This window comes from Labilibaculum manganireducens (assembly GCF_963665805.2).
GTDB lineage: Bacteria > Bacteroidota > Bacteroidia > Bacteroidales > Marinifilaceae > Labilibaculum > Labilibaculum manganireducens.
In genome coordinates, this window is record NZ_CAXXEE010000003.1 from 934,357 (window position 1) to 956,876 (window position 22,520).

At 37.5% G+C, this 22,520-nt stretch carries 18 protein-coding genes; 17 read left to right on the plus strand and 1 reads right to left on the minus strand.

Features of this window, described 5'->3' with window-relative positions; all coding sequences use genetic code 11:
- Window positions 1–35 precede the first annotated feature (35 nt).
- Both ACHZAX_RS03710 and ACHZAX_RS03715 read left to right on the plus strand, forming a co-directional pair.
- On the plus strand, window positions 36–1,268 hold the full coding sequence (locus ACHZAX_RS03710; protein ID WP_320018060.1) for a nucleoside recognition domain-containing protein: 1,233 nt from the start codon (window positions 36–38) through the stop codon (window positions 1,266–1,268).
- Between the two features lie 44 nt (window positions 1,269–1,312).
- Entirely contained in the window at window positions 1,313–1,519 is a 207-nt protein-coding gene (locus tag ACHZAX_RS03715; protein ID WP_156196232.1) for an RNA-binding S4 domain-containing protein, read from the plus strand.
- A gap of 89 nt (window positions 1,520–1,608) precedes the next feature.
- Here the strand turns inward: ACHZAX_RS03715 and ACHZAX_RS03720 are convergent, their stop codons facing one another.
- Window positions 1,609–1,992, minus strand: a complete 384-nt coding sequence (locus tag ACHZAX_RS03720; RefSeq protein WP_320018061.1) for an SRPBCC domain-containing protein — start codon at window positions 1,990–1,992, stop codon at window positions 1,609–1,611.
- 219 nt (window positions 1,993–2,211) lie between these two features.
- Between ACHZAX_RS03720 and ACHZAX_RS03725 the strand changes: the two genes are divergently transcribed.
- The 15 genes from ACHZAX_RS03725 (at window position 2,212) to ACHZAX_RS03795 (ending at window position 22,514) form a co-directional block, all read left to right on the plus strand.
- Complete coding sequence (locus ACHZAX_RS03725; protein WP_320018062.1) at window positions 2,212–3,510, plus strand: dihydrolipoamide acetyltransferase family protein; 1,299 nt, start codon at window positions 2,212–2,214, stop codon at window positions 3,508–3,510.
- A gap of 3 nt (window positions 3,511–3,513) precedes the next feature.
- Window positions 3,514–5,610 (plus strand): alpha-ketoacid dehydrogenase subunit alpha/beta, encoded by a 2,097-nt coding sequence (locus ACHZAX_RS03730; RefSeq protein ID WP_245870433.1) that lies wholly within the window; start codon window positions 3,514–3,516, stop codon window positions 5,608–5,610.
- A gap of 124 nt (window positions 5,611–5,734) precedes the next feature.
- Entirely contained in the window at window positions 5,735–6,244 is a 510-nt protein-coding gene (locus ACHZAX_RS03735) for a flavodoxin (RefSeq protein ID WP_101311439.1), read from the plus strand.
- 668 nt (window positions 6,245–6,912) lie between these two features.
- Window positions 6,913–9,093, plus strand: coding sequence for a S9 family peptidase (locus ACHZAX_RS03740; RefSeq protein WP_320018063.1), 2,181 nt, complete (start codon window positions 6,913–6,915; stop codon window positions 9,091–9,093).
- A 484-nt stretch (window positions 9,094–9,577) separates the two neighbouring features.
- Window positions 9,578–9,955, plus strand: a complete 378-nt coding sequence (locus ACHZAX_RS03745; protein WP_101311442.1) for a NifB/NifX family molybdenum-iron cluster-binding protein — start codon at window positions 9,578–9,580, stop codon at window positions 9,953–9,955.
- Between the two features lie 366 nt (window positions 9,956–10,321).
- Window positions 10,322–12,283 (plus strand): GNAT family N-acetyltransferase, encoded by a 1,962-nt coding sequence (locus tag ACHZAX_RS03750; RefSeq protein WP_320018064.1) that lies wholly within the window; start codon window positions 10,322–10,324, stop codon window positions 12,281–12,283.
- 21 nt (window positions 12,284–12,304) lie between these two features.
- Entirely contained in the window at window positions 12,305–12,844 is a 540-nt protein-coding gene (locus ACHZAX_RS03755) for a hypothetical protein (protein ID WP_320018065.1), read from the plus strand.
- A 437-nt stretch (window positions 12,845–13,281) separates the two neighbouring features.
- Window positions 13,282–13,548: a YtxH domain-containing protein gene (locus tag ACHZAX_RS03760; RefSeq protein WP_101311023.1), complete on the plus strand. Its 267-nt coding sequence runs from the start codon at window positions 13,282–13,284 to the stop codon at window positions 13,546–13,548.
- Between the two features lie 69 nt (window positions 13,549–13,617).
- A complete protein-coding gene (locus ACHZAX_RS03765; protein WP_320018066.1) occupies window positions 13,618–13,986 on the plus strand; it encodes a hypothetical protein in 369 nt (122 codons plus the stop codon).
- 88 nt (window positions 13,987–14,074) lie between these two features.
- Window positions 14,075–14,278, plus strand: coding sequence for a hypothetical protein (locus ACHZAX_RS03770; protein WP_320018067.1), 204 nt, complete (start codon window positions 14,075–14,077; stop codon window positions 14,276–14,278).
- A gap of 835 nt (window positions 14,279–15,113) precedes the next feature.
- A complete protein-coding gene (gene ilvD / locus ACHZAX_RS03775) occupies window positions 15,114–16,949 on the plus strand; it encodes a dihydroxy-acid dehydratase (protein WP_320018068.1) in 1,836 nt (611 codons plus the stop codon).
- A 91-nt stretch (window positions 16,950–17,040) separates the two neighbouring features.
- Window positions 17,041–18,777, plus strand: a complete 1,737-nt coding sequence (gene ilvB / locus ACHZAX_RS03780) for a biosynthetic-type acetolactate synthase large subunit (protein ID WP_320018069.1) — start codon at window positions 17,041–17,043, stop codon at window positions 18,775–18,777.
- Window positions 18,778–18,898: 121 nt separating this feature from the next.
- Window positions 18,899–19,414, plus strand: coding sequence for an acetolactate synthase small subunit (gene ilvN / locus ACHZAX_RS03785; protein WP_101311018.1), 516 nt, complete (start codon window positions 18,899–18,901; stop codon window positions 19,412–19,414).
- Window positions 19,415–19,518: 104 nt separating this feature from the next.
- Complete coding sequence (gene ilvC / locus ACHZAX_RS03790) at window positions 19,519–20,565, plus strand: ketol-acid reductoisomerase (protein WP_320018070.1); 1,047 nt, start codon at window positions 19,519–19,521, stop codon at window positions 20,563–20,565.
- Window positions 20,566–21,020: 455 nt separating this feature from the next.
- Window positions 21,021–22,514 (plus strand): 2-isopropylmalate synthase, encoded by a 1,494-nt coding sequence (locus tag ACHZAX_RS03795; RefSeq protein ID WP_320018071.1) that lies wholly within the window; start codon window positions 21,021–21,023, stop codon window positions 22,512–22,514.
- Window positions 22,515–22,520: the final 6 nt, after the last annotated feature.

Below are 22,520 nucleotides of genomic sequence, written 5' to 3' on the forward strand. Positions count from 1 at the left end.
ATTTAACCACATTTTAATACATTAAAAATAAGTTTATGGCCTTAAATTACCTTTGGATTTTCTTTTTTGTTGTTGCTTTTGTTGTTGGATTGATCAAGTTGATCGTTTTTGGTGATATGGAGGTATTCCCTAATATGGTAAACTCCACATTCGATATGGCTAAAACGGGTTTTGATATTTCTCTAGGCCTAACAGGTGTTCTAACCTTGTGGTTAGGAATAATGAAAATTGGGGAAAACGGAGGAATTGTAAAAGTTTTTTCCCGTTTAATTGGTCCGTTTTTCAACAAGTTGTTTCCTGAAATACCCAAAGGACATGCTGCACATGGTTCAATAATGATGAATTTAGCTGCAAATATGCTCGGTTTGGATAATGCAGCTACGCCATTAGGATTAAAGGCTATGAAGGAAATGCAGTCTGTTAATCCATCGGAGGACACCGCATCCAATGCACAAATTATGTTTTTGGTGCTGAATACTTCCGGATTAACGATTATTCCAATATCCATTATGGTTTACAGGGCACAATTAGGAGCTGTGAATCCTTCTGATATTTTTATACCTATACTACTGGCAACTTATTTTTCTACACTGGCCGGTTTGATTAGTGTTGCCATTGTGCAGAAAATAAAACTATGGGATAAAGTTGTTTTGGCTTATCTGGGAGGATTAACTGTCTTTATTATTGGGTTGATAACTTATTTCTCAAGCTTGGAAAAGGATCAGATAACTCAGATTTCTACCGTAGTTAGTAACGTATTCTTATTCTCAATTATAATTGCATTTATACTTTTGTCAGCACGAAAAAAGGTGAATGTTTATGAGAGTTTTATCGATGGAGCAAAAGAAGGATTTTCAATTGCCATTAAAATTATTCCTTATTTGATTGCTATTTTGGTTGCAATAGGTGTGTTTAGAGCTTCAGGAACCATGGATTTGGTGATTGAAGGAGCGCGGCGGTTTTGTCTTTTTGTTGGTGTAAATTCCGATTTTGTAGAAGCCTTGCCTACAGCATTAATGAAACCATTGAGTGGTAGTGGTGCCAGAGGAATGATGGTGGATGCGATGCAAACGCACGGAGCAGATAGCTTTGTTGGCAGATTGGCATCAACACTGCAAGGAGCAACAGATACCACTTTTTATATTATTGCCGTGTATTTTGGAGCTGTGGGAATTAAGAATACCAGATATGCTGTTACTTGTGGATTAATTGCAGATTTTGCCGGTATTGTTGCCGCCATAGCAATTGCTTATTTGTTTTTTCATTAAGAGGCGAAAAAGATTACTTTTGCGATTCAAATTACTAGATAGTTATGATAAAATTTAAGATTGAAACTGAATATATTGAGTTGATTAAGTTGATTAAAGTGACTCGTATTAGTGAAAGCGGCGCTCAGGCTAAGATTTTTGTTGAAGATGGAATTGTATTTCGAAATGGAGAAGTGGAAACTCGTAAAAGAGCAAAAATTCGTCCTGGTGATAAAATTGAAATTTTCGATGAAGTGATTATTGTAGAATAATTCTTCTGAAAAATAGAAAAAGCGGAAGTACTTTAGAATACTTGCGCTTTTTTTTTGACCATAAGTTAAGGGCTGCTGGCCAAAATCTATTAATAAAACTCTAAAAAGTTTTTAACCGACCCTAAATAGTAATCTTTCCAACCTTCAACAATTTCATTGTAAGCTTCATCGGGTATATTGGTATGAGTCAGTTCAATTCGTGATCTTGAACCTGCTTTTTTAATCAGCAAGGTCACGATAGACGGACTTTCGGTTTCTCCAAAGAACCACTCCTGAACAATCTTATAATCTTTTACAATCTCCAGATTAACACCCGTAATATCTCCTTCCCAAAGAGAGAAAACAGTGCCTGTATTTTCATCCATTACAGCAGGATAACCGGTCCAAAGTTCAATTTGAAAGGAATTGGTTAGGGCATTATATACTTCCTCCTGCGTGGAAGTGATTTCTAGGCTAAATGTGAATTCTTTCATTTCATGTTATTTTTCTGTCTCAAAATTAACCTGAATAATAAGAATGTGGTAACTTTTATAAAATAATTTTATCCACATCAAGGAAATCTATACGATAATAAAAAATTGTAATGTAGAGATTGCAATTATTCTAAGCTTTAATAAATCTAAATAAGAATAAATTTTTATATTTGTATCGAAACATTTAAATATGATTATAAATATTAAACTATAAGTTATATGTCTAGCTTTGAAATCATAATGCCTAAGTTGGGCGAGAGCGTACAAGAAGCTACTATCACGAAAATGTTCGTGAAGTTGAATGATCAGGTGGAAGAGGATGATATGCTTTTTGAAATTGCAACGGATAAAGTGGATTCTGAAATACCTTGTCCGGTAGACGGAAAAGTAATTGAAATCCGATTTAAAGAAAATGATGTTGTTCCTGTTGGCGAGGTTGTTGCGATCATTGCCTTAGGTGATGCAGATGATGTGGAAGAGCCGGTTAAGGCAAGTGTTGCCACTTCTGTATCCGAAACAATACCTCAAGAAGCTGCAGGAAGCGTAAGTACCTCTGATATTCAATCTGCTTCTGGCCGATTTTATTCTCCGCTTGTGAAAAGCATTGCGAAAAGTGAAAATATTACTGTTCAAGAGCTGGAAACAATTACCGGACATGGTACCGAGGGAAGAGTTCAAAAACAAGATGTTTTGGATTACTTGTCCAGTCGCAACGGAACAACTGTTTCTGCTCCTGAAGTTAAAACAGTTTCTGCTCCTGGTCCGGCTCCGGCAGCTGAAAAACCAAAAGTATCCATGTCGATCGGAGCACAGGATCAGATTGTGGAAATGGACCGTATGAGAAGAATCATTGCCGATCATATGGTGATGTCGAAGCAAACATCTCCGCACGTTACCGCAATGGTAGAAGCCGATGTTACCGATATGGTTAATTGGAGAAATAAAGTAAAAGATGAATTCTTTAAAAAAGAAGGAACTAAGATTACTTACATGCCAATTATTATAGAAGCTGTTTCTAAAGCTTTACGTGAATTTCCGGGAGTGAATGCTTCTGTTGACGGATACAATGTTATTCTGAGAAAGAATATTAATGTTGGTGTTGCGGTAGCTCTGCCAAGTGGAAACCTAATTGTTCCGGTAATAAAGAATTCAGATCAGAAAAACCTAATTGGTTTGGCAAATGACATGAATCGTTTGGCAACCGATGCACGAAATAATAAATTAAGTCTTGATGATATTCAGGGAGGTACGTTTACTATATCGAATTTTGGATCCTTCAAAAATGTAATGGGTACACCAATTATCAATCAGCCGCAGGTTGCTATTTTAGCTGTTGGAACCATTGAAAAGAAACCTGCAGTAATCGAAACTCCGGCCGGAGATGCAATTGTTGTTCGTCACAAAATGTTCTTGTCTCTTTCCTACGACCACCGGGTTGTTGATGGAGCTTTGGGTGGAGCTTTTTTACGAAAAATTGCAGACTATTTGGAAGAAATTGATAGTAACAGAGCATTTTAAATCATGGAAACACTGGAAATAACATCCGTAGAAAGTACTACGGACAAAACTGATAAGATGACTGAAAGTAAAAAGTTTAGCATTAAAAAAACCTCAAAGGAATTGCTTGGTCGTTGGTTTCATTTGATGACTTTGGGTAGAGCATTGGATGAGAAAGCACCCAATTACCTAAAGCAGGCAATTGGCTGGTCTTACCATGCTCCTTATGCCGGTCATGATGGAATTCAATTGGCTGTTGGGCAGGTATTCGATCGTAAAACAGATCACCTGTTCCCTTATTACAGAGATATGCTGACCTCTATTTCGGCAGGTTTAACTGCTGAAGAGATCATTTTTAACGGAATATCGAAAGATACAGATGTAGCAGGTGGCGGTCGTCACATGTCGAATCACTTTGCAAAGCCGGAATGGAATGTTCACAATGTATCTTCCTGCACAGGAAATCATACTTTGCATGCAGTAGGTTTAGGTCGCGCAGTAAAAAAATACAAGCACAAAGGAGTTGTAATTAGTTCTCAGGGAGAATCTTCGGTATCGGAAGGATATGTTTACGAGGCCATTAACGGAGCAACCAATGAACAGCTTCCTGTAGTATTTGTGTTTCAGGATAACGGATATGGAATTTCGGTTCCAAAGAAAGATCAGACAGCGAACAGAAAAGTTGCTGATAACTTCCGTGGAATGAAGTATTTGAAAATTATTCATTGTAACGGAAAAGATGTTTTCGATTCGATGAATGCGATGACTGAAGCAAAACAAATTGCCTTGGAAACTTCAACTCCGGTAATTGTTCAGGCCAACTGTGTTCGTATGGGCTCGCATTCCAATTCCGATAAGCACGAGTTGTACCGTGATAACGCCGAATTAAACTACGTTACAGAATACGATCCATTGGCGAAGTACCGAAGGTTATTGGTTCGTTACAAGCGTTTTACGGAAGAGGAATTGTTGGCTATTGAAGCTGAAGTGAAACTGGAAGTTAAAAAAGCTCACAAAGCTGGTTTGAGTGCACCGGATCCTGATCCGGCATCCATTCACGATTTTGTGATTCCGGAACCTTATGTTTCTGAGAAATATCCGGAAGGATTGCACAATTTCACCGGCAACAACAAAAAGTTGATTGAAGGATTGAATGAGACACTAAAAGCAGAATTCCGTTTAAATCCGGATACTTTTCTTTGGGGACAGGATATTGCCAATAAAGATAAAGGCGGGATTTTTAATGTTTCCAAAGGGATGCAGCAGGAATTTGGTAAAGACAGGGTATTTAATGCTCCAATTGCGGAAGATTACATCATGGGAACAGCAAATGGAATGAGCCGTTTCAACGATAAAATCAGAATTGTTGTTGAAGGAGCAGAATTTGCTGATTATTTTTGGCCTGCAATGGAGCAGTTTGTAGAAACAACTCACGAATATTGGAGAACAAAAGGACAGTATTCACCGAATATCACAGTGCGTTTAGCATCTGGTGGATATATTGGCGGCGGATTGTATCACTCGCAAAATATTGAAGGAGCTTTGGCAACTTTCCCAGGTGTTCGAATTGTTTACCCATCGTATGCCGATGATGCCGCAGGATTGTTGCGAACCAGCATCCGTTCGAAGGGAATGACCGTATTTATGGAGCCTAAAGCTTTGTATAACGATCCTAAAGCATCGGCGGCAGTACCAGAAGACTTTGAAGTTCCGTTTGGAAAAGCAAGAGTAAGAAGAGAAGGTGCTGATTTAACGATCGTAACTTATGGAAACACAACTCATATGTGTGTTGAGGTTGCCGATAAGTTGGCCGAAGATACAGGAAAACAAATTGAAGTAATTGATCTTCGCTCACTGGTGCCATTGGATACAGAAACAATTCTAAAATCGGTAGCAAAAACCAATAAAGTAATGGTTGTTCATGAAGACAAAGTGTTTTCAGGATTTGGAGCTGAAATTTCGGCAACAATTACCGAACAGGCTTTCAACCAATTGGATGCTCCGGTAAAGCGTGTTGGATCTGAATTTACACCGGTTGGCTTTAATCGTATATTGGAAAAAGCAGTTCTTCCTAATAATGATAAAATTTACGCAGCAGCTAAAGAGCTAATTGATTTCTAATTGATAGAAATTGAGTAAATTAGTTAATGTGTGAATGAGATAGTCTTCACATTCTTAAAAATAATAATTTACGGAGCTGTAAATAGTCTGGTTACTATCTACTCTGTTCTAGATACTTAAAACGATGAAAAAAATAGGTTTATTCTATAGTTTCAATACGAACAAAACAGCTAAGAATGCTGAAAAAATAAAGAAAGCTTTTGGAACTTCTGCCGAAGTAGAAAGTGTAAATGTTGAGGAAGTTGATGAAGAAATTTTTCTTGCCTACGATAATCTGATATTAGGTGTTCCAACCTGGTTCGATGGTGAATTGCCAAACTACTGGGATGAGTTTATGCCTGCTGTTGAGGATCTAAAACTAAAAGGCAAAACAGTTGCTTTGTTTGGTTTAGGCGATCAGGTCGGATATCCTGAAAATTTTGTAGATGCAATTGGTCTTTTGGCAATTGCACTGGAAGAACGAGGAGCAAAGGTTATTGGACTGACTTCTCCGGAAGGCTATAAATACGAAAAATCGCGTGCTTTACGCGATGGTAAGTTCTTAGGTTTGGCTCTCGATATCGAGAATCAGGCAGGTTTGTCAAACGAAAGAATTGAAGCTTGGGTAGAGCAATTAAAAAAAGAGTTTAAGTAGATTCCTTTATTGTAATTAAATAGTTGACAGGCTTCCCCGAAAGGGGAAGCTTTTTTTTGGAAAGTGAATTGATAAACTAAAAATTGTTGTGCCACACTGCCGCACATGTCGTAGTACGGTACTATACAATGGTCGTGGTGTGGTACCATCAGTAGTCGTGGTAGTAGTCAGATGGTAGTCGTGGTACGATACTATTAGTAGTCGTGGTAGTAGTCAGATGGTGGTCGTGGTACGATACCATTAGTAGTCGTGGTAGTAGTCAGATGATGGTCGTGGTAGTAAGGCAACTATTAATTTGGTACTTTATCTGTTCGGTTTTATTCATTTGTATTACGTAGAACGATTTTAAATCAGGCCTGTAGTTGGTCATCAGAAATAGGAGTTCGGAAAAAAGTTATAGATTTACTTCACCTACAAAAATTTATGAATAGAATTGTTCCCATACTACACAAACATTCCTACAAAGGTCTCTACGAATGCTGGATTTGTTAATCTGGTCTTTACCTTTTATATTCAATCCGAGGTTTTTATCTAAGCCTTACCACCTAAAAATCATACTTGTTTGATGATATCCTGCTCGATATCAATTGATGTGACATTTACTATTTTAATGCCACATCAGTAGATTGCGGTATTTGACTCAAAACTCAACAAACACTAAAAAAAACATGAAAAAATTAACACTATTTCTATTTGCTCTGTTAAGCCTGACTCTGGTGCAGGCACAAAAGAGCTTCACGCTCGAAGACATCACAAACAATGGCACTTTTCGTGCCCGCTCTGTTTACGGATTACGTTCCATGAATAGTGGAGAATCTTATACCGTTTTAAAACATGGAATCCGAATTGAAAAGTTTTCTTACGCTACAGGTGAATCTGAAGAAATAATTTTCGATTTGGCAGAAGTTGGCACTGATAAAATTAAAAGAATAGATTCTTACCAGTTTTCTTCCGATGAGCGTAAGATTTTGATTGCAAGTAATCGTCAGAATATTTACCGACATTCTTACTCAGCAGAATTTTATGTGTACGACCGCGAGAAAAAGACTTTGGAAGCTTTGTCGGCAGGCAGACAGCAATTGGCTGATTTTTCACCTTCCGGCGATCAGATTTGTTTTTTTCGAGACAACAATCTCTTCATAAAAGATCTTCAGAAGAAGAAAGAGGTTCAGATTACATTCGATGGAAAATACAATCACATTATTAACGGAGCGCCCGATTGGGTTTATGAGGAAGAGTTTTCCTTCAGTCAGGCTTACCAATGGTCGCCCGATGGCAAGCGAATTGCCTTTATGCGTTTCGATGAGAGCAAGGTGAAACAGTTCAACATGACTGTTTTTAAAGGAACCAATCCTGAGAAAACAGAGAATGCCTTGTATCCCGAAAATTATACGTTTAAATATCCAAAAGCAGGAGAAGACAATTCTATTGTGAGTGTTCATGTTTACGATTTGCAATCGGAAGTAACTAAAACAATGGATATTGGAGAAGAAACCGACCAATACATTCCAAGAATGCAATGGACACAAGATCCAAAAGTGTTGAGCATTGTCAGAATGAACCGCCATCAGAATCATTATGAACTTTTGTTGGCTGATGCAGAAAGCGGAAAATCCAAATTATTGTACGAAGAGAAGAACGAAGCATGGATTGATATTAACGATGATTTGAGCTTTTTGAAGGATGGAAAACATTTTATTTTCACCAGCGAAAAGTCTGGATTCAATCACATTTACCTGTACGATTTGCAGGGAAATCCGGTAAAGCAAATAACCAATGGCGATTGGGAGGTTACCCGATTTTTAGGTTACGATGAGGCAAGCAAACTATTTTACTATCAGGCAGCATCCGTGTCTCCTTTGCAACGCGAAATTTATGCTGTAGATATCAAAGGAAAGAAAACTACTTTGCTTAGCGCGGATAAGGGAAGTAATACTGCAAATTTTAGCAAGGGATTTAAATATTACATCAATTATTTTTCGAGTAATGAGCAACCTGTTTTGGTGACTTTGCACAATGCAAAAGGAAAATTGATCCGCACGTTGGAAGACAACCAGGACCTTAAGAAAAAAATGCAGGAGTATCAGTTGCCAAAACGTGAGTTTTTCAGCTTTACAACCTCCGATGGTGTAGAGTTGAACGCCTGGATGATGAAGCCGGTTGGTTTCGACAGCAACAAGGAATATCCTGCTTTACTTACCTTTTATGGCGGTCCGGGCTCTCAGGAAGTATTGGATCGCTATAGTTTCGATTGGTCAGATTATTTGGCACAAGAAGGATTTGTAGTGGTTTGTGTTGATAACCGGGGAACAGGTGGCAGAGGAGAAAAATTCAAGAAGTGCACCTATATGCAAATTCAGAATCTGGAAGCCATCGATTTAATCGAAACAGGAAAGTACATGGCAAAACAACCTTTTATTGCGGCTGATAAAATTGGTGTATATGGCTGGAGTTTTGGCGGACAAATGTCCTCTTTGTGTATGTTTCGCGGTGCAGATGTGTTTGCTGCAGGAATTGCTGTTGCGCCGGTAACTACCTATCGTTATTACGATAGTGTTTATTCGGAAAGATACTTGCGTACACCGCAGGAAAATCCGAAAGGATACGATGAATATGCTCCTATCTACTTCGCAGATCAATTAAAAGGGAAATTCTTGCTGGTACATGGAACAGCTGACGACAATGTGCACATGCAGAATACTCTGGAGCTGGCCGAAGAGCTGGTTCAGCACAACAAAAAATTCCGGATGCATTTGTATACCAACCGAAATCATGGCATTTACGGCGGAAATACCCGTTTTCACTTGTTTGGTATGATGACCGATTTTTTAAAGGAGAATCTAAAATAGAAGATTAACACAAAGAATTTGTCAAAGGAAAATAATATTTCAGCCCGGAGCAACAACTTCGGGTTGTTTTTACCGGGGAATCCGCCGCGAAATGGAATTGATAAAAAGTTAATCTAAAATTGATAATAAGAACATCTGTTTGTATGCCGCAAACACGATATTTGAATTGTCCTCTTTTCTGAAATTTACCTATCAGATTATTATTTAGTTTAGAAAATGTTGTTGGAGAGCTCTCGTTTGAGGGCTCTTTTTTTGCATTAAAACATAGTAGTAAAGATTGCTTTGGGTGTGAAATTTTAAATTTGGGATATCTCATAACTTGTGAAGTTCATTTCCACATTCAATGCTATACAAACAGGAAGGCGTATCTCCTTATTTGGAATTATTCTGAGAATCGAAGCCCGGAGTTCTAACTAATGTTTTATTAATTTTATAAAACAAAAGGATAAGATACTTTTGTTTTAAATCAACTAATAAAAATAAAATGAAGATAGCAGTACCAGTAACAAGCAGCAGAGAAATCGATGGTCATTTTGGTCATTGTGAATTTTACAATGTGTTTGCAATTTCAGAAAACAAGGAAATTGTTGATGTACAAAAGATGGAATCACCACAGGGTTGTGGCTGCAAATCGAACATTGCATCGGTTTTGGCTGAAGCGGGCGTAACGGTAATGCTTGCCGGAGGAATTGGCAACGGAGCAATTAATGTGTTGAACAATTCAGGAATTGAAGTGGTTCGAGGCTGTTCAGGCAATGCAGAGGAAGTGGTTAAGCTGTATGTTGCAGGTCTGGTAAGTGATAGTGGTTCGAGTTGTCAGCATACTCATGGCGAAGGAGAAGATCATCAATGCAGTCACTAAAATTCTTTGTTTAAGAAGAAAATTGCGGGAGTAGAAAGAACATATTTTGCAGTTTGGCCGGGCAGCATACTCAAAAACCAGTTTAACGATAAAGTAAGCTGTATTTAAATAGCGGTCAATGCAACTGTTTTGTATAAGTAAAGAGGTTTATAGTCAGCACTATAAGTCTCTTTTTTGTAGTGGGAATAAGTGTTTGTTAAATAAGGACTTTTTTAGGGATTATATTGGGTGAAAATATTTGCAAAATTGCAAATCTTCAATCACTTTTATTATTTAATTTGTAGTGGTAAATGTTATTTGTATTTAAATTAAGAAGTAAGATTAGTCCATTATTAATCAGTGTTATAAACGACTGTAAGAAGTGTTATGAATGTTAAGATAAGAAAGTCCGACATCAATGATTTTAATTTTTTAGTAAAATTAGAAGAGGAGTCTTTTCCTGCTTTTCAGCAAAGTACAAAACAGAGTATCAAGCATGGTATTCAAAGTGAGTTTCAGGAGATATTAATCGTTGAAACAAAGGATAAGAACAGAGCGCCGATTGGTGCTTTGGTTTTGTTTAAATACAGTAAATCATTACGCATATACTCTATTGCAATATTGCCCGAATACCAAAATCTGGGATATGGTGATTATTTACTTAAACATGTATTTGAATTTGCCAATCGTCAGAATTATGAAAAAATATTGATTGAAGTAAGTGCCAAAGACACAAAACTAATAGATTGGTATAAGCAAAGGGGATTTAATTCTTTCGAAAGAATAGCTGACTATTACGGCGAAGGAGAGGATGCTGTGAAAATGGAGTTTAAAACCAATATTGCTTCATGTTCTCATAAAACAACCAATATTATTGTAATTAATCAACCTTATAAATGGACATTCCCAGATATAAATGCGAAGATTATTACAGTTAAGGAATATATCAATAACCCAGTATATCAGACAAATACTGATTTCAGAATCTTTAACTTGTGCAGCAGTTATAAGTATCAAAGTTATGGCTATTATGTTTCTTTACTTGCTTCGGCCCGCGGGCAGCGGATTATACCAAGTACAATTACGATTCGTGATTTTCGTATCGTGAACGTGATTCATTCCATTGCTTATGATATTGAGGAATACACCAATAAATCACTGCATAAGGAGAAGGGAAATACTTTTTCATTGCATATTTATTTTGGACAAACAAATACCAAAGGTTATAATGCGCTGGCGGCTAAGCTTCATCAATTGTTCGAAGCACCTTTGTTCAAAGTGGATTTTATTAAGCATGATGAAAAATGGATTATTAAAAAAGTACAGGTTTTAACCCTGAATAAGGTGGCAGAGCAGGATTTAAATTCGGTGTATGAATTTGCCAAAAAGTATTTCAATAAAAAAAGATTTCACAGCACTAAACTGGTTAATTACAAGTACGATATAGCTGTACTTGTAAATCCTAAGGAAGAGAATTCACCTTCTTGCCCTAAAGCATTGCAGAAATTTAAAAGTGCGGCCAATCGCAGAGGATTGTATTTGGAGTTTATAACAAAGCAGGATATTGATAAAATCAATGAATTCGATGCTTTGTTCATTCGGGAAACAACAAGTGTAAATGATCATACTTATGAATTTTCGCGTACAGCTTATGCCGAAGGTTTGGTTGTTATCGATGATCCCTGGTCTATTTTAAGGTGTTCCAATAAGATTTATCAGAATGAAATATTTAAGAAGCATAAATTATTAACGCCTGAAACAGAGGTTTTCACCAAGAATCTATTTGATCCTAAAGTTTTGAATCAAATGAATTATCCCTTGGTGCTAAAACAGCCCGACAGTGCTTTTTCATTAGGGGTGATAAAGGTTGAAGATAAAGTTGAAGCTCGTGCCGAAATAAATAAGCTTTTTAAAATTTCGGATATGGTTGTTTGTCAGGAATTTCTTTACTCCGATTTCGATTGGCGAATTGGAATTATTGATAATACGCCACTGTTTGCCTGCAAATATTACATGTGCAAAGATCATTGGCAAATATACAATTGGAAAGGCGAAGAGGAAGATAAAACGGGTAATTCCGAAACTGTCAGCATTGAATCGGTTCCTGAAATTGTGGTGCAAACAGCCTTAAAAGCATCAGCTTTAATAGGAGATGGTTTGTATGGCGTAGATTTAAAAATGATAGATGGTAAAGTTTATGTGGTTGAGGTAAATGACAACCCAAATATAGATGATGGCATTGAGGATTTTGTGTTAAAGGATCAACTGTACGACACAATTGTAGATTCGATATATCAGAGAATAGAGATTGCAAAAAATGTGCAGCGAATAGATTTCAGACGAAAATAAGTATCAAAAAAACAGATTAAAATGAAAACAAAATGTTTGCTGATTATGCTGTTCGTAGTCTGCACTATATCAGGCAGCTGTCAGCAATCGCCTAAAGAGTATTTGGAAATTTCGGTGGATGATTTGATTGCTAAGGCAGATCAATACGAAAACAAAAATGTTGAGGTCATTGGGCTTATTGTGCACATGTGCGGAGTTGATGGAAAGAAGATGAAATTGAAATCTCCAAGTGGTGCAATTTTAAAGATTGTGCCTAATGATCCTGAGGAAAGTTTCGATCCGGCATTTAAAAAGCAATTGGTTTGTGTGCAGGGATTGGTGGAAATTACACGCATAGAAAAGGCTTATGTTGACAAAATGGAAAAAGAGGGAACATTGCTTTGTCATATCGATCATACTCCATGCAAAGACAAACTTTGGGTGAACAATAAAATTGAATCTGGTGAGGATATTGCGATAGTAAAAAAAGACATTGTTAATCTTAGAGAACAATTGCAGGAAAAGGATGATATCAATTTTGTTACTATTCGTTCCGTGAAAGTGAAATTGTTAGACGAATAACTTCATAAACCATTATTCCCGTTTAAAAGATATGAAACTTCCATGACAAGGATGTTTTGACACACAGGAAGATGATTCTATAACCATATGACATATGAAAAATAAGAAGGAGGATAGCACATTGCAAACGGTAATTAAAGAACCGTCCCATGGTTATACTGATAATTATTCAATCTTCAATAAATACTCAAAAGATTAAAAAAAAATACAGGAACTGTCTATATGCCAATATCATCACGATATTGGCATATTTTATATGTAAAATTCCATGTGTAGATAGTTTTTAATAGTATGATCGGACAAAATATACATATAAAAAAATGCCTGATGCAGAATGAAAAAATTGACTACTGCAGTAAAAATCCTTAACTTGATATAAGGTGTTATACATCAAATCTTTATAATATATTTATTGTTTCATTTAAAAATTATATGATATGTCAAGTACAGGAGGAATTGTTGCGGGCTTGTTAGCCGGCTGTGCAATTGGTGTTGGTTTAGGTGTTTTATATGCTCCCGATAAAGGGGAGGTAACCCGTAAAAAAGTGAAAGCGAAGGCAAAAGAAAAGGCTGAAGAATTAGATGCTGTCTTCGATAAGAGTGTAGAAAATATGCGTGTTAAAATGGACGAACTAATTGTGGCGTTAGAGAAGAAATTAGAAGATTTCAGAAGAAAAGAAAAGGAAGAAGAAGAATTAGCATAATTCTTTCTGGCATCTGTTTGTTATTGGAATCAAATTATTGAAGTTTCAGTTTACTAAAACAAAAAGATATTGGGAAAAATCGCCGAACAGTTCACACAATTAAAGGAGTTGCTTATTGAGTATTTCGATTCTAATGTTGAATACTATAAGTTGGCTGGTTTCGAAAAATTAATGCGTTTCGTTGTTGCCATCACGTTTGCAGCTGTGTTTTTCATATTGCTTATGCTTGCATTGTTCCTTTTTGGATTTAGTGCTGCTATATGGCTGGGCGATTTGCTGGGAAATGAAGCTGCAGGTTATCTGGGCATAGGTTTCTTTTATCTCTTTTTGTTGTTATTGGTTTATCTTCTTAAAAAACCATTGATTGAGCGCCCATTGATCAGATTCTTTCATCGATTCCTTTTCAAAAAGGAAAATAAAAATAATGAATCAAGCTGAATTCTATCGATTCTAACGCCAAAGCTATGGGTTTATTATTCCAGACTTTTCACAAAATACGGTACACTGTAAAAAAAATAGATACTAAATGAAGCACTTTCGGTCACTTAAGGATATTGAAAAAGAAAGATATCGCCTTTATCTGGAAAAAGAATTGGCTGGTTACAAACTGGAATATTTCTTTCGAAATACCAGAACAAATTTTAGTGCTGAAAATTTTTTGGAGAACAGTGTCGGAAATTGGATTGGAAGAACAATTGGACGATTCATCAGGAAAAAAACCAATCCTTAAATTTCCATAGAGGGAATACTCTGGAATACAGAAAAATCCGAAGTAAAAAGTGATGAAAATTGGAGGCTGTTGAAAAATTAAATATCAATAGTCTCTTTTTTTTGCAGAATAGTAGATGGAAACTAAGAAAGAAGGATTAAGTATTTTGTTTCGAATTCGGCCAAAAGCAGAGGGGTGCAAAGCTTTGCATAAAATTATTTTTGGTTTATTTTATCTGTTTTTTGCCAATTGAAAGTTACATTTAATCACAATCACCTTAAAAATTATAAGTGTTGATAATCAGTGTTTAATGATGATTATTTAGATTATTATCAGATTAAAAAAAGCAATTGGGAATCGTAAGATTTGCAAATAAGGGATTTTTCCTCTTATATTTGTCGCATAGATTTGTCAACGTAATCAGATCGAAAGAGAGATTGTAGATGTTCGTTGACAAAATTAAAAACAAATTATGAATCTTTAGAGGTTCGAATCAACAAAAAGAATATGCAATTTAATTCAGTAATTATTATTAGCGTCATTATTCGCGTCCTTCTGGACACGATTCGAGGCTGAGCATATTTAAATTAAACGAATTTAATTTTACAAAATATCTAAGGCCTCTTCAAAACGAAGGGGCTTTTTTTTTTGATCCGGTTATTGTATGTTATCATTTAAGGTAGTCATTATCGTCATTATTATTTCAATTGTCATTATTAGAATGACAAGGAGGAAAAGCGTGCACAGACAATAACTTTCGGTAAAACGAAATTATTAGCGCTCTTTCCAACGAAAGGGCGTTTTTTTTGACGCAAACTGAAACAAACAAGAATAAACTATTAACGAATTAACCAAAATGTATAAAAATAAATTACGCAGTGATCAGACCACACAAGGCCGAAGAATGGCCGGAGCAAGAAGCTTGTGGCGGGCAAACGGAATGAAAGAAAAAATGTTCGGAAAGCCGGTTATTGCGGTGGTGAACTCTTTCAGCCAATTTGTACCGGGACATGTGCACTTGCAAAATGTAGGGCAAATGGTGAAGACGGAAATTGAAAAGGCCGGCTATTTTGCTGCTGAATTTAATACGATAGCTATCGACGATGGAATAGCAATGGGACACGACGGAATGCTCTACTCTCTGCCTTCACGCGACGTAATTGCCGATAGTGTTGAATATGTTTGCAACGCTCACAAGGTTGATGCCATGATCTGTATTTCCAACTGTGATAAAATTACTCCTGGAATGATGATGGCTGCCATGCGGTTAAATATCCCTACTGTTTTCGTGTCGGGTGGACCAATGGAAGCCGGTGAGTCGAAAGGCGAAAAGCTTGATTTGGTGGATGCCATGGTAAAAGCCGGTGACGATAGTGTCAGCGATGAGCGCATGCAGGAAATTGAAGAATCAGCTTGTCCGACATGTGGCAGCTGTTCGGGAATGTTCACCGCCAATTCTATGAATTGTTTGAATGAGGCACTAGGTTTGGCTTTGGCAGGAAACGGAACATTACTGGCTACACATAAACTTCGTAAAGATTTGTTTATTGATGCGGCACAATGCATTGTAAATATTACGAATAAATATTACAAAGAGGGTGACGACCGGGTTTTACCTAGATCAATTGCCACAGTGGATGCTTTTAGAAATGCAATGACATTGGATATTGCAATGGGAGGATCAACGAATACTGTGCTTCACTTGTTGGCAATTGCCCATGAAGCCGAAGTTGATTTCACCATGAAAGATATGGATGAGCTTTCCCGAAAAACACCAAATTTGTGTAAAGTAGCTCCAAATTCGCCTAAATATTACATCGAAGATGTGAACAGGGCGGGAGGAATCATGAGTATTCTTGCAGAATTGGATCGTGGAAATCTTTTAAATACTGATGTGTATCGTGTTGACTCTGCCAACCTAAAAGAAGCTTTGGAATTGAATGATCTTTTTTCTGAAAAGCTGACTGCTAAAGCACTGGAAATATATCATGCTGCACCAGGTCAATCGGGTCGGAACTTGACTTTTGCTTCTCAAAATACAGCTTTTAAGGAGCTGGATAAAGACAGAGAAACCGGTTGTATCCGAAGCATGGAAAATGCCTACACGCAAGATGGTGGATTGGCAGTTCTCTTCGGAAACATTGCTCCAAACGGAAGCATTGTAAAAACGGCAGGAGTAGATCCGTCAGTTTTCGATTTTACAGGTACGGCAAAAGTATATTATTCGCAGAAAGATGCTTGCGAAGCCATTCTTACAAAACAGATTAATGCTGGCGATGTTGTTGTGATTCGTTACGAAGGGCCAGCCGGCGGACCCGGAATGCAGGAAATGCTGTATCCAACCTCTTACCTGAAATCAATGGGATTGGGAGCAAAATGTGCTTTGATTACTGATGGACGTTTTTCTGGTGGAACTTCCGGATTATCAATCGGTCATGTGTCTCCTGAAGCAGGAGCCGGAGGAGCAATTGCTTTAATTCAGAATGGTGATAAAATTGAAATCAGTATCCCTAAAAGAAGCATTAATGTCTGTATTTCGGATGAGGAATTAGCACAGAGAAGAAAAGACGAAGAAGCATTTGGTCAGGAAGCATTTGTGCCGCGAGGACGTAACCGTCAGGTTTCAAAAGCTCTGCAAGCCTACTCAAGACTTGTGTCTTCGGCAGATAAAGGAGCAATCAGACAATTGTAAATTATTAATTAAGAATTAATAATCGAGTCCAAAAACTTAAAGGTATTCAGAGCTTTAAGCTTTTACTTTTTGGCTAAAAACAACAAACACGATGGAAATAGCAGCAAAAACAAAAAATACAAATGGAATGAGTAAAACCATTGAAAGAATATCGGGAGCCGAGATTTTGGTTCGAACGCTTATTCAGGAAGATGTAGATACCATGTTTGGATACATTGGTGGTGCAATCATGCCTGTTTACGATGCTTTGTACGATTATCAGGATGAAATGAAACAGTACATGTCGCGGCATGAACAAGGAGCAATGCATTCTGCCCAGGCTTATGCACGAATCAGTAAAAAACCGGGTGTGTGTTTTACTACTTCGGGTCCCGGCGCAACAAATGTAATTACCGGATTGGCGGATGCATATCTGGATTCGACTCCTATGGTTGTAATTACCGGACAAGTAGCCAGTGGTTTATTGGGAACAGATGCTTTTCAGGAAACCAATATGGTTGGTCTGTCAATGCCGGTAACAAAATGGAATTATCAAATTACAAGTGCTAATGAAATTGCCAGGGTAATTGCCAAAGCATTCTATATTGCCCGTTCTGGTCGTCCTGGCCCTGTTTTAATTGATATCACTAAGGATGCTCAGATTGCCGCAGCAGATTACGAATATAAAAAATGCGAAAACGTACGTTCTTATCAGCCGGTTCCAAAAATAAATCAATCGGAGATTGAAGCCGCCGCCGCATTAATCAATGGAGCAAAAAAACCATTGCTTTTGGCCGGGCAAGGAATTTCTCTTTCGGGAGCTGAAAAAGAATTGCTGGAATTTGTTGAGAAAACTCAGGTTCCTGTTGCTTGTACTTTATTAGGATTGTCATCATTCCCTACCGATCATCCGTTGTATGTTGGAATGTTGGGAATGCATGGAAATTATGGTCCGAATATGAACACCAACGAATGTGATGTTTTGATTGCTGTTGGTATGCGTTTCGACGATAGAGTAACCGGAGATACATCAAAATATGCCAAACAGGCAAAAATCATTCATATCGATATAGACAGATCAGAGCACAACAAGAATATTATAGTTGATGTACCTGTATTTGCTGATGCTAAGCAAGCTTTAGCCGAACTGAATAAGTTGGTTAGTGGTGGGGAAAAAGCAGAATGGATGAAGACTTTCAAAGATTACTATCAGCTTGAATTTGATAAAGTAATTAGCAAACAGGCTTATGCCAATAAGGATAACATTAACATGGCCGAGGTAATTCGATTGTTATCGGAACGGACCAACGGAGAAGCTATTCTGTGTACCGATGTAGGACAGCACCAAATGACAAGTGCCAGATATTATGAGTTTAAAAAACCAAATACTCAGATCACATCAGGAGGATTAGGAACCATGGGATTTGGTTTGCCGGCTGCCATTGGAGCTCAAATAGCCGATATGGATGCGACGGTTGTATCTGTTTCCGGAGATGGTGGATTCCAAATGACTTTGCAGGAGCTTGCGGTAATCAAACAGTACAACCTGCCGGTTAAAACAATTGTATTAAACAATTCGTTTTTAGGAATGGTACGTCAGTGGCAGGATTTGTTTTTTGAACAACGATTTTCAAATACTCAGCTGGAGAATCCTGATTTTGTAAAGATTGTTGATGGATACGGAATCAAAGGAAAAAGAGTATCGAAGAGAGAAGATTTGGATGCTGCAATAAAAGAAATGCTGGAAACACCGGGAGCTTTCTTTTTAGAAGTGATTGTTGAAACAGAGTGTAATGTTTTGCCAATGATTGCACCGGGAGCTGCAGTATCGGATATGCGGTTGGAATAAGTAATAAGGTAAAAGTTAATAAGGAGAAAGTAAGAAGTTAAAAGGAGAAAGGTAAAAGGAAAAAGATATCCGGATCATATCTATCTCGTATCTCATTTCTCACATCTAATATCTAAATAAAATGAAGGAATATACAATAACGGTTTTTTCTGAAAACGACATCGGTTTGTTGAATGAGGTAACCATCGTTTTCTCGAGAAGAAAAATTAACATAGAAAGCTTAACTGTTTCCGAATCGGAAGTAAAAGGGGTTTCACGATATACCATTGTTGCTTTTATGGATGAAATGAAAGTTGAGAATGTGGTTCGTCAAATCGAAAAGATCATCGGAGTATTCAAGGCCTTCTTTTTTGAGGCTGATGAGATTGTTCATCAGGAAGTGGCATTGTTTAAAATAGCTAACTCACCCGATTTAAATGGGAATTTAGAAGCATTAATGAGAAGTCAGAATGCAAAAATTCTTACCGTTCATCCGGATTTTCTGGTAATTGAAAAGGTTGGGTATAAGGCTGACAACCAGGAATTGTTTAATGAACTGGAACAGTTTGGTGTATTGCAGTTTGCCCGTTCGGGTCGGGTTGCAGTATCCTGTCAACAGAAAGAATTTACAAGTTATTTAAAAGAATTATCAAATTAAAAATAGATGTAAGATGATAGAAATGAGATGTGAGAAAATAGAATCGTTCACATTTCACTCTCAAAATCTAATATCTAAAATCTAATATCTAAAAATAAAAAAAAATGGCAACAATAAACTTTGGTGGCGTTGAAGAAAAAGTAGTTACACGTGAAGAATTTTCGTTGGAAAAAGCACGTGAGGTAATGAAAGATGAAACCATTGCGGTTATCGGATATGGTGTTCAGGGACCAGGTCAATCATTAAATTTAAAAGATAACGGTTTTAACGTAATCGTTGGTCAGCGTAAAGATTCTAAAACATGGGATAAAGCTGTCGCTGATGGTTGGGTTCCAGGAGAAACTTTATTCGAAATTGAGGAAGCTCTCGACAAAGCTACCGTTATTCAATATTTGTTATCAGATGCCGGACAGATTGCTGTTTGGCCTACGGTACAGAAATATTTGAAGCCAGGTAAAGCACTTTACTTTTCTCATGGTTTTGGAATCACTTACAAAGAGCGTACGAATATTGTTCCTCCGAAGGATGTTGATGTAATTTTGGTGGCTCCAAAAGGATCAGGAACCAGTTTAAGAAGAATGTTTTTGGAAGGACGTGGTTTGAATTCTTCGTACGCGATTTTTCAGGATGCAACTGGAAGAGCTTTCGACCGAGTTGTGGCATTGGGAATTGGTGTTGGTTCGGGTTACCTGTTCGAGACTACTTTTAAAAGAGAAGTTTACTCGGATTTAACTGGAGAGCGTGGAACATTGATGGGATGTATTCAAGGAATTTTTGCTGCACAGTATGAAGTTCTTCGTTCCAACGGACATTCTCCTTCTGAAGCATTTAACGAAACTGTTGAAGAGTTAACTCAAAGTTTAATGCCATTGGTTGCTGAAAATGGAATGGATTGGATGTATGCAAATACTTCAACAACAGCACAACGTGGCGCATTGGATTGGTGGAAGCCTTTCCGTGATGCTACCAAACCGGTTTTCGAGAAATTGTATAAAGAGGTTGCTGCGGGTAACGAAGCACAACGTTCTATTGATTCCAATAGTCAAAGCGATTATCGTGTGAAATTAGACGCAGAATTAAAAGAACTTCGCGAAAGTGAAATGTGGCAGGCAGGTACTGCTGTTCGTAAATTAAGACCTGAAAATAACTAGAAATACATTCAAAACCTGACAGATTTTTAAAACCTGTCAGGTTTATTTCAAGCTTGGATATCCCATTAATTAGAAAACAAAGATTGGCTTAGTATGCAGGTTAATAGGGTTTTGAGGCTTGTTTGGGTTTCTGGGAATGTATTTGAATTAGTTTGAAGATCGTAGCTGCAATTGAATAATTGTTTTTCCCAAAGGCCATAAGTTTTTAGGTTTGTCAGGGATTGGGAGATTTCTCCCATTATTCTAAAAATAGTCCAAAACTTTAGTAAGATGATTTATGATAGTATCCTTATTGGTTTTAACCTGATTATTGATCTCATTATTGGAGAATCAACAAGGAAGACTGTGTAATATTCTAACTAATGTAAGGTTATCATGCAAGGTTCTTCCAAAGACAGGGAGAATTTTTTTTTGCAGCAAAAACGAGTAATAGCATACGTAAAAACACAAATACAATGAGTGATAAAATATTTATTTTCGACACCACACTTAGAGATGGTGAACAAGTTCCGGGATGTCAATTGAATACAATTGAGAAAATTGAAGTTGCCAGAACTTTAGAGGCTCTTGGAGTGGATGTTATAGAAGCAGGTTTTCCTGTTTCAAGTCCGGGAGATTTCAATTCAGTCGTCGAAATAGCCAAAGCAGTTAGTAATCCCATAATCTGTGCACTTACCCGTGCTGTTGAAAAGGATATCGATGTGGCTGCCGAGGCTCTTAAATTTGCAAAAAGAGGGAGGATTCATACCGGAATAGGTACTTCTCCTTATCACATAAAATCAAAATTAAATTCAACCCCCGAGGAAATACTCGATCGTGCAGTTCGCGCAGTAAAGTATGCCAGGCGTTATGTCGAGGATGTTGAGTTTTATGCCGAGGATGCCGGGCGTTCAGATAATGAATATTTGGCCCGCGTAGTTGAAGCGGTTATTAAAGCCGGAGCTACAGTAATTAATATTCCTGATACAACAGGATATTGCCTTCCGGGAGAATATGGTGCGAAAATTAAGTACCTGATGGAAAATGTCTCCAATGTTCACAAAGCAATTTTATCAACCCATTGCCATAATGATTTGGGTATGGCTACTGCGAATTCTTTAAGCGGTGTAATTAATGGAGCCCGTCAGGTAGAGGTTACCATAAACGGAATTGGAGAACGGGCAGGAAATACGTCATTGGAAGAGGTGGTGATGGCGATTAAAACGCATCATGCCTTGCCTTTCTATACCGATATCAAGAACAAGGAAATTTATGCAGCCAGTCGTTTGGTTTCTTCTTTAATGAACATGCCTGTTCAGGCAAATAAAGCCATTGTTGGAAGAAATGCATTTGCTCATTCATCAGGAATCCATCAGGATGGATTCTTAAAAAACAGAGAGAATTACGAAATTATCGATCCTGTTGATGTTGGGATTAAGGAATCAGCAATTGTTTTAACAGCCAGAAGTGGTCGTGCAGCATTAAATCATCACCTAAGTCAAATGGGGTATACATTAACCAAAGATCAGCTGGATGATGCCTATAATCGGTTCTTGGTGATGGCTGATCAGAAAAAGAATTTGACAGAGAAAGATCTTTCGGAATTAATGGGTGATGCCAATGATTTGCAGAAATCAGTGGAATTGGAATTGCTGCAGGTTGTTTCCGGTAAATCAACCATTCCGATGGCTACGGTACATCTGAAAATAAAAGGAGTCAGCTGTGCCGCAACTGCTGAAGGAAACGGGCCGATAGATGCTTGTTTCAATGCGGTTAAAAAACTGATAGAACAACAATTCACTTTGGGTGAATTTCTTGTTCAGGCGCTTACCCGCGGAAGCAATGATCTTGGGAAAGTTCATGTTCAGGTAGAACACAAAGGTCGTACAGTCTATGGATTTGCGGCGAATGTTGATATCATTACAGCTTCTGTTGAAGCATTGGTTGATGCGCTTTCCAAAATAGTATAAGACAGA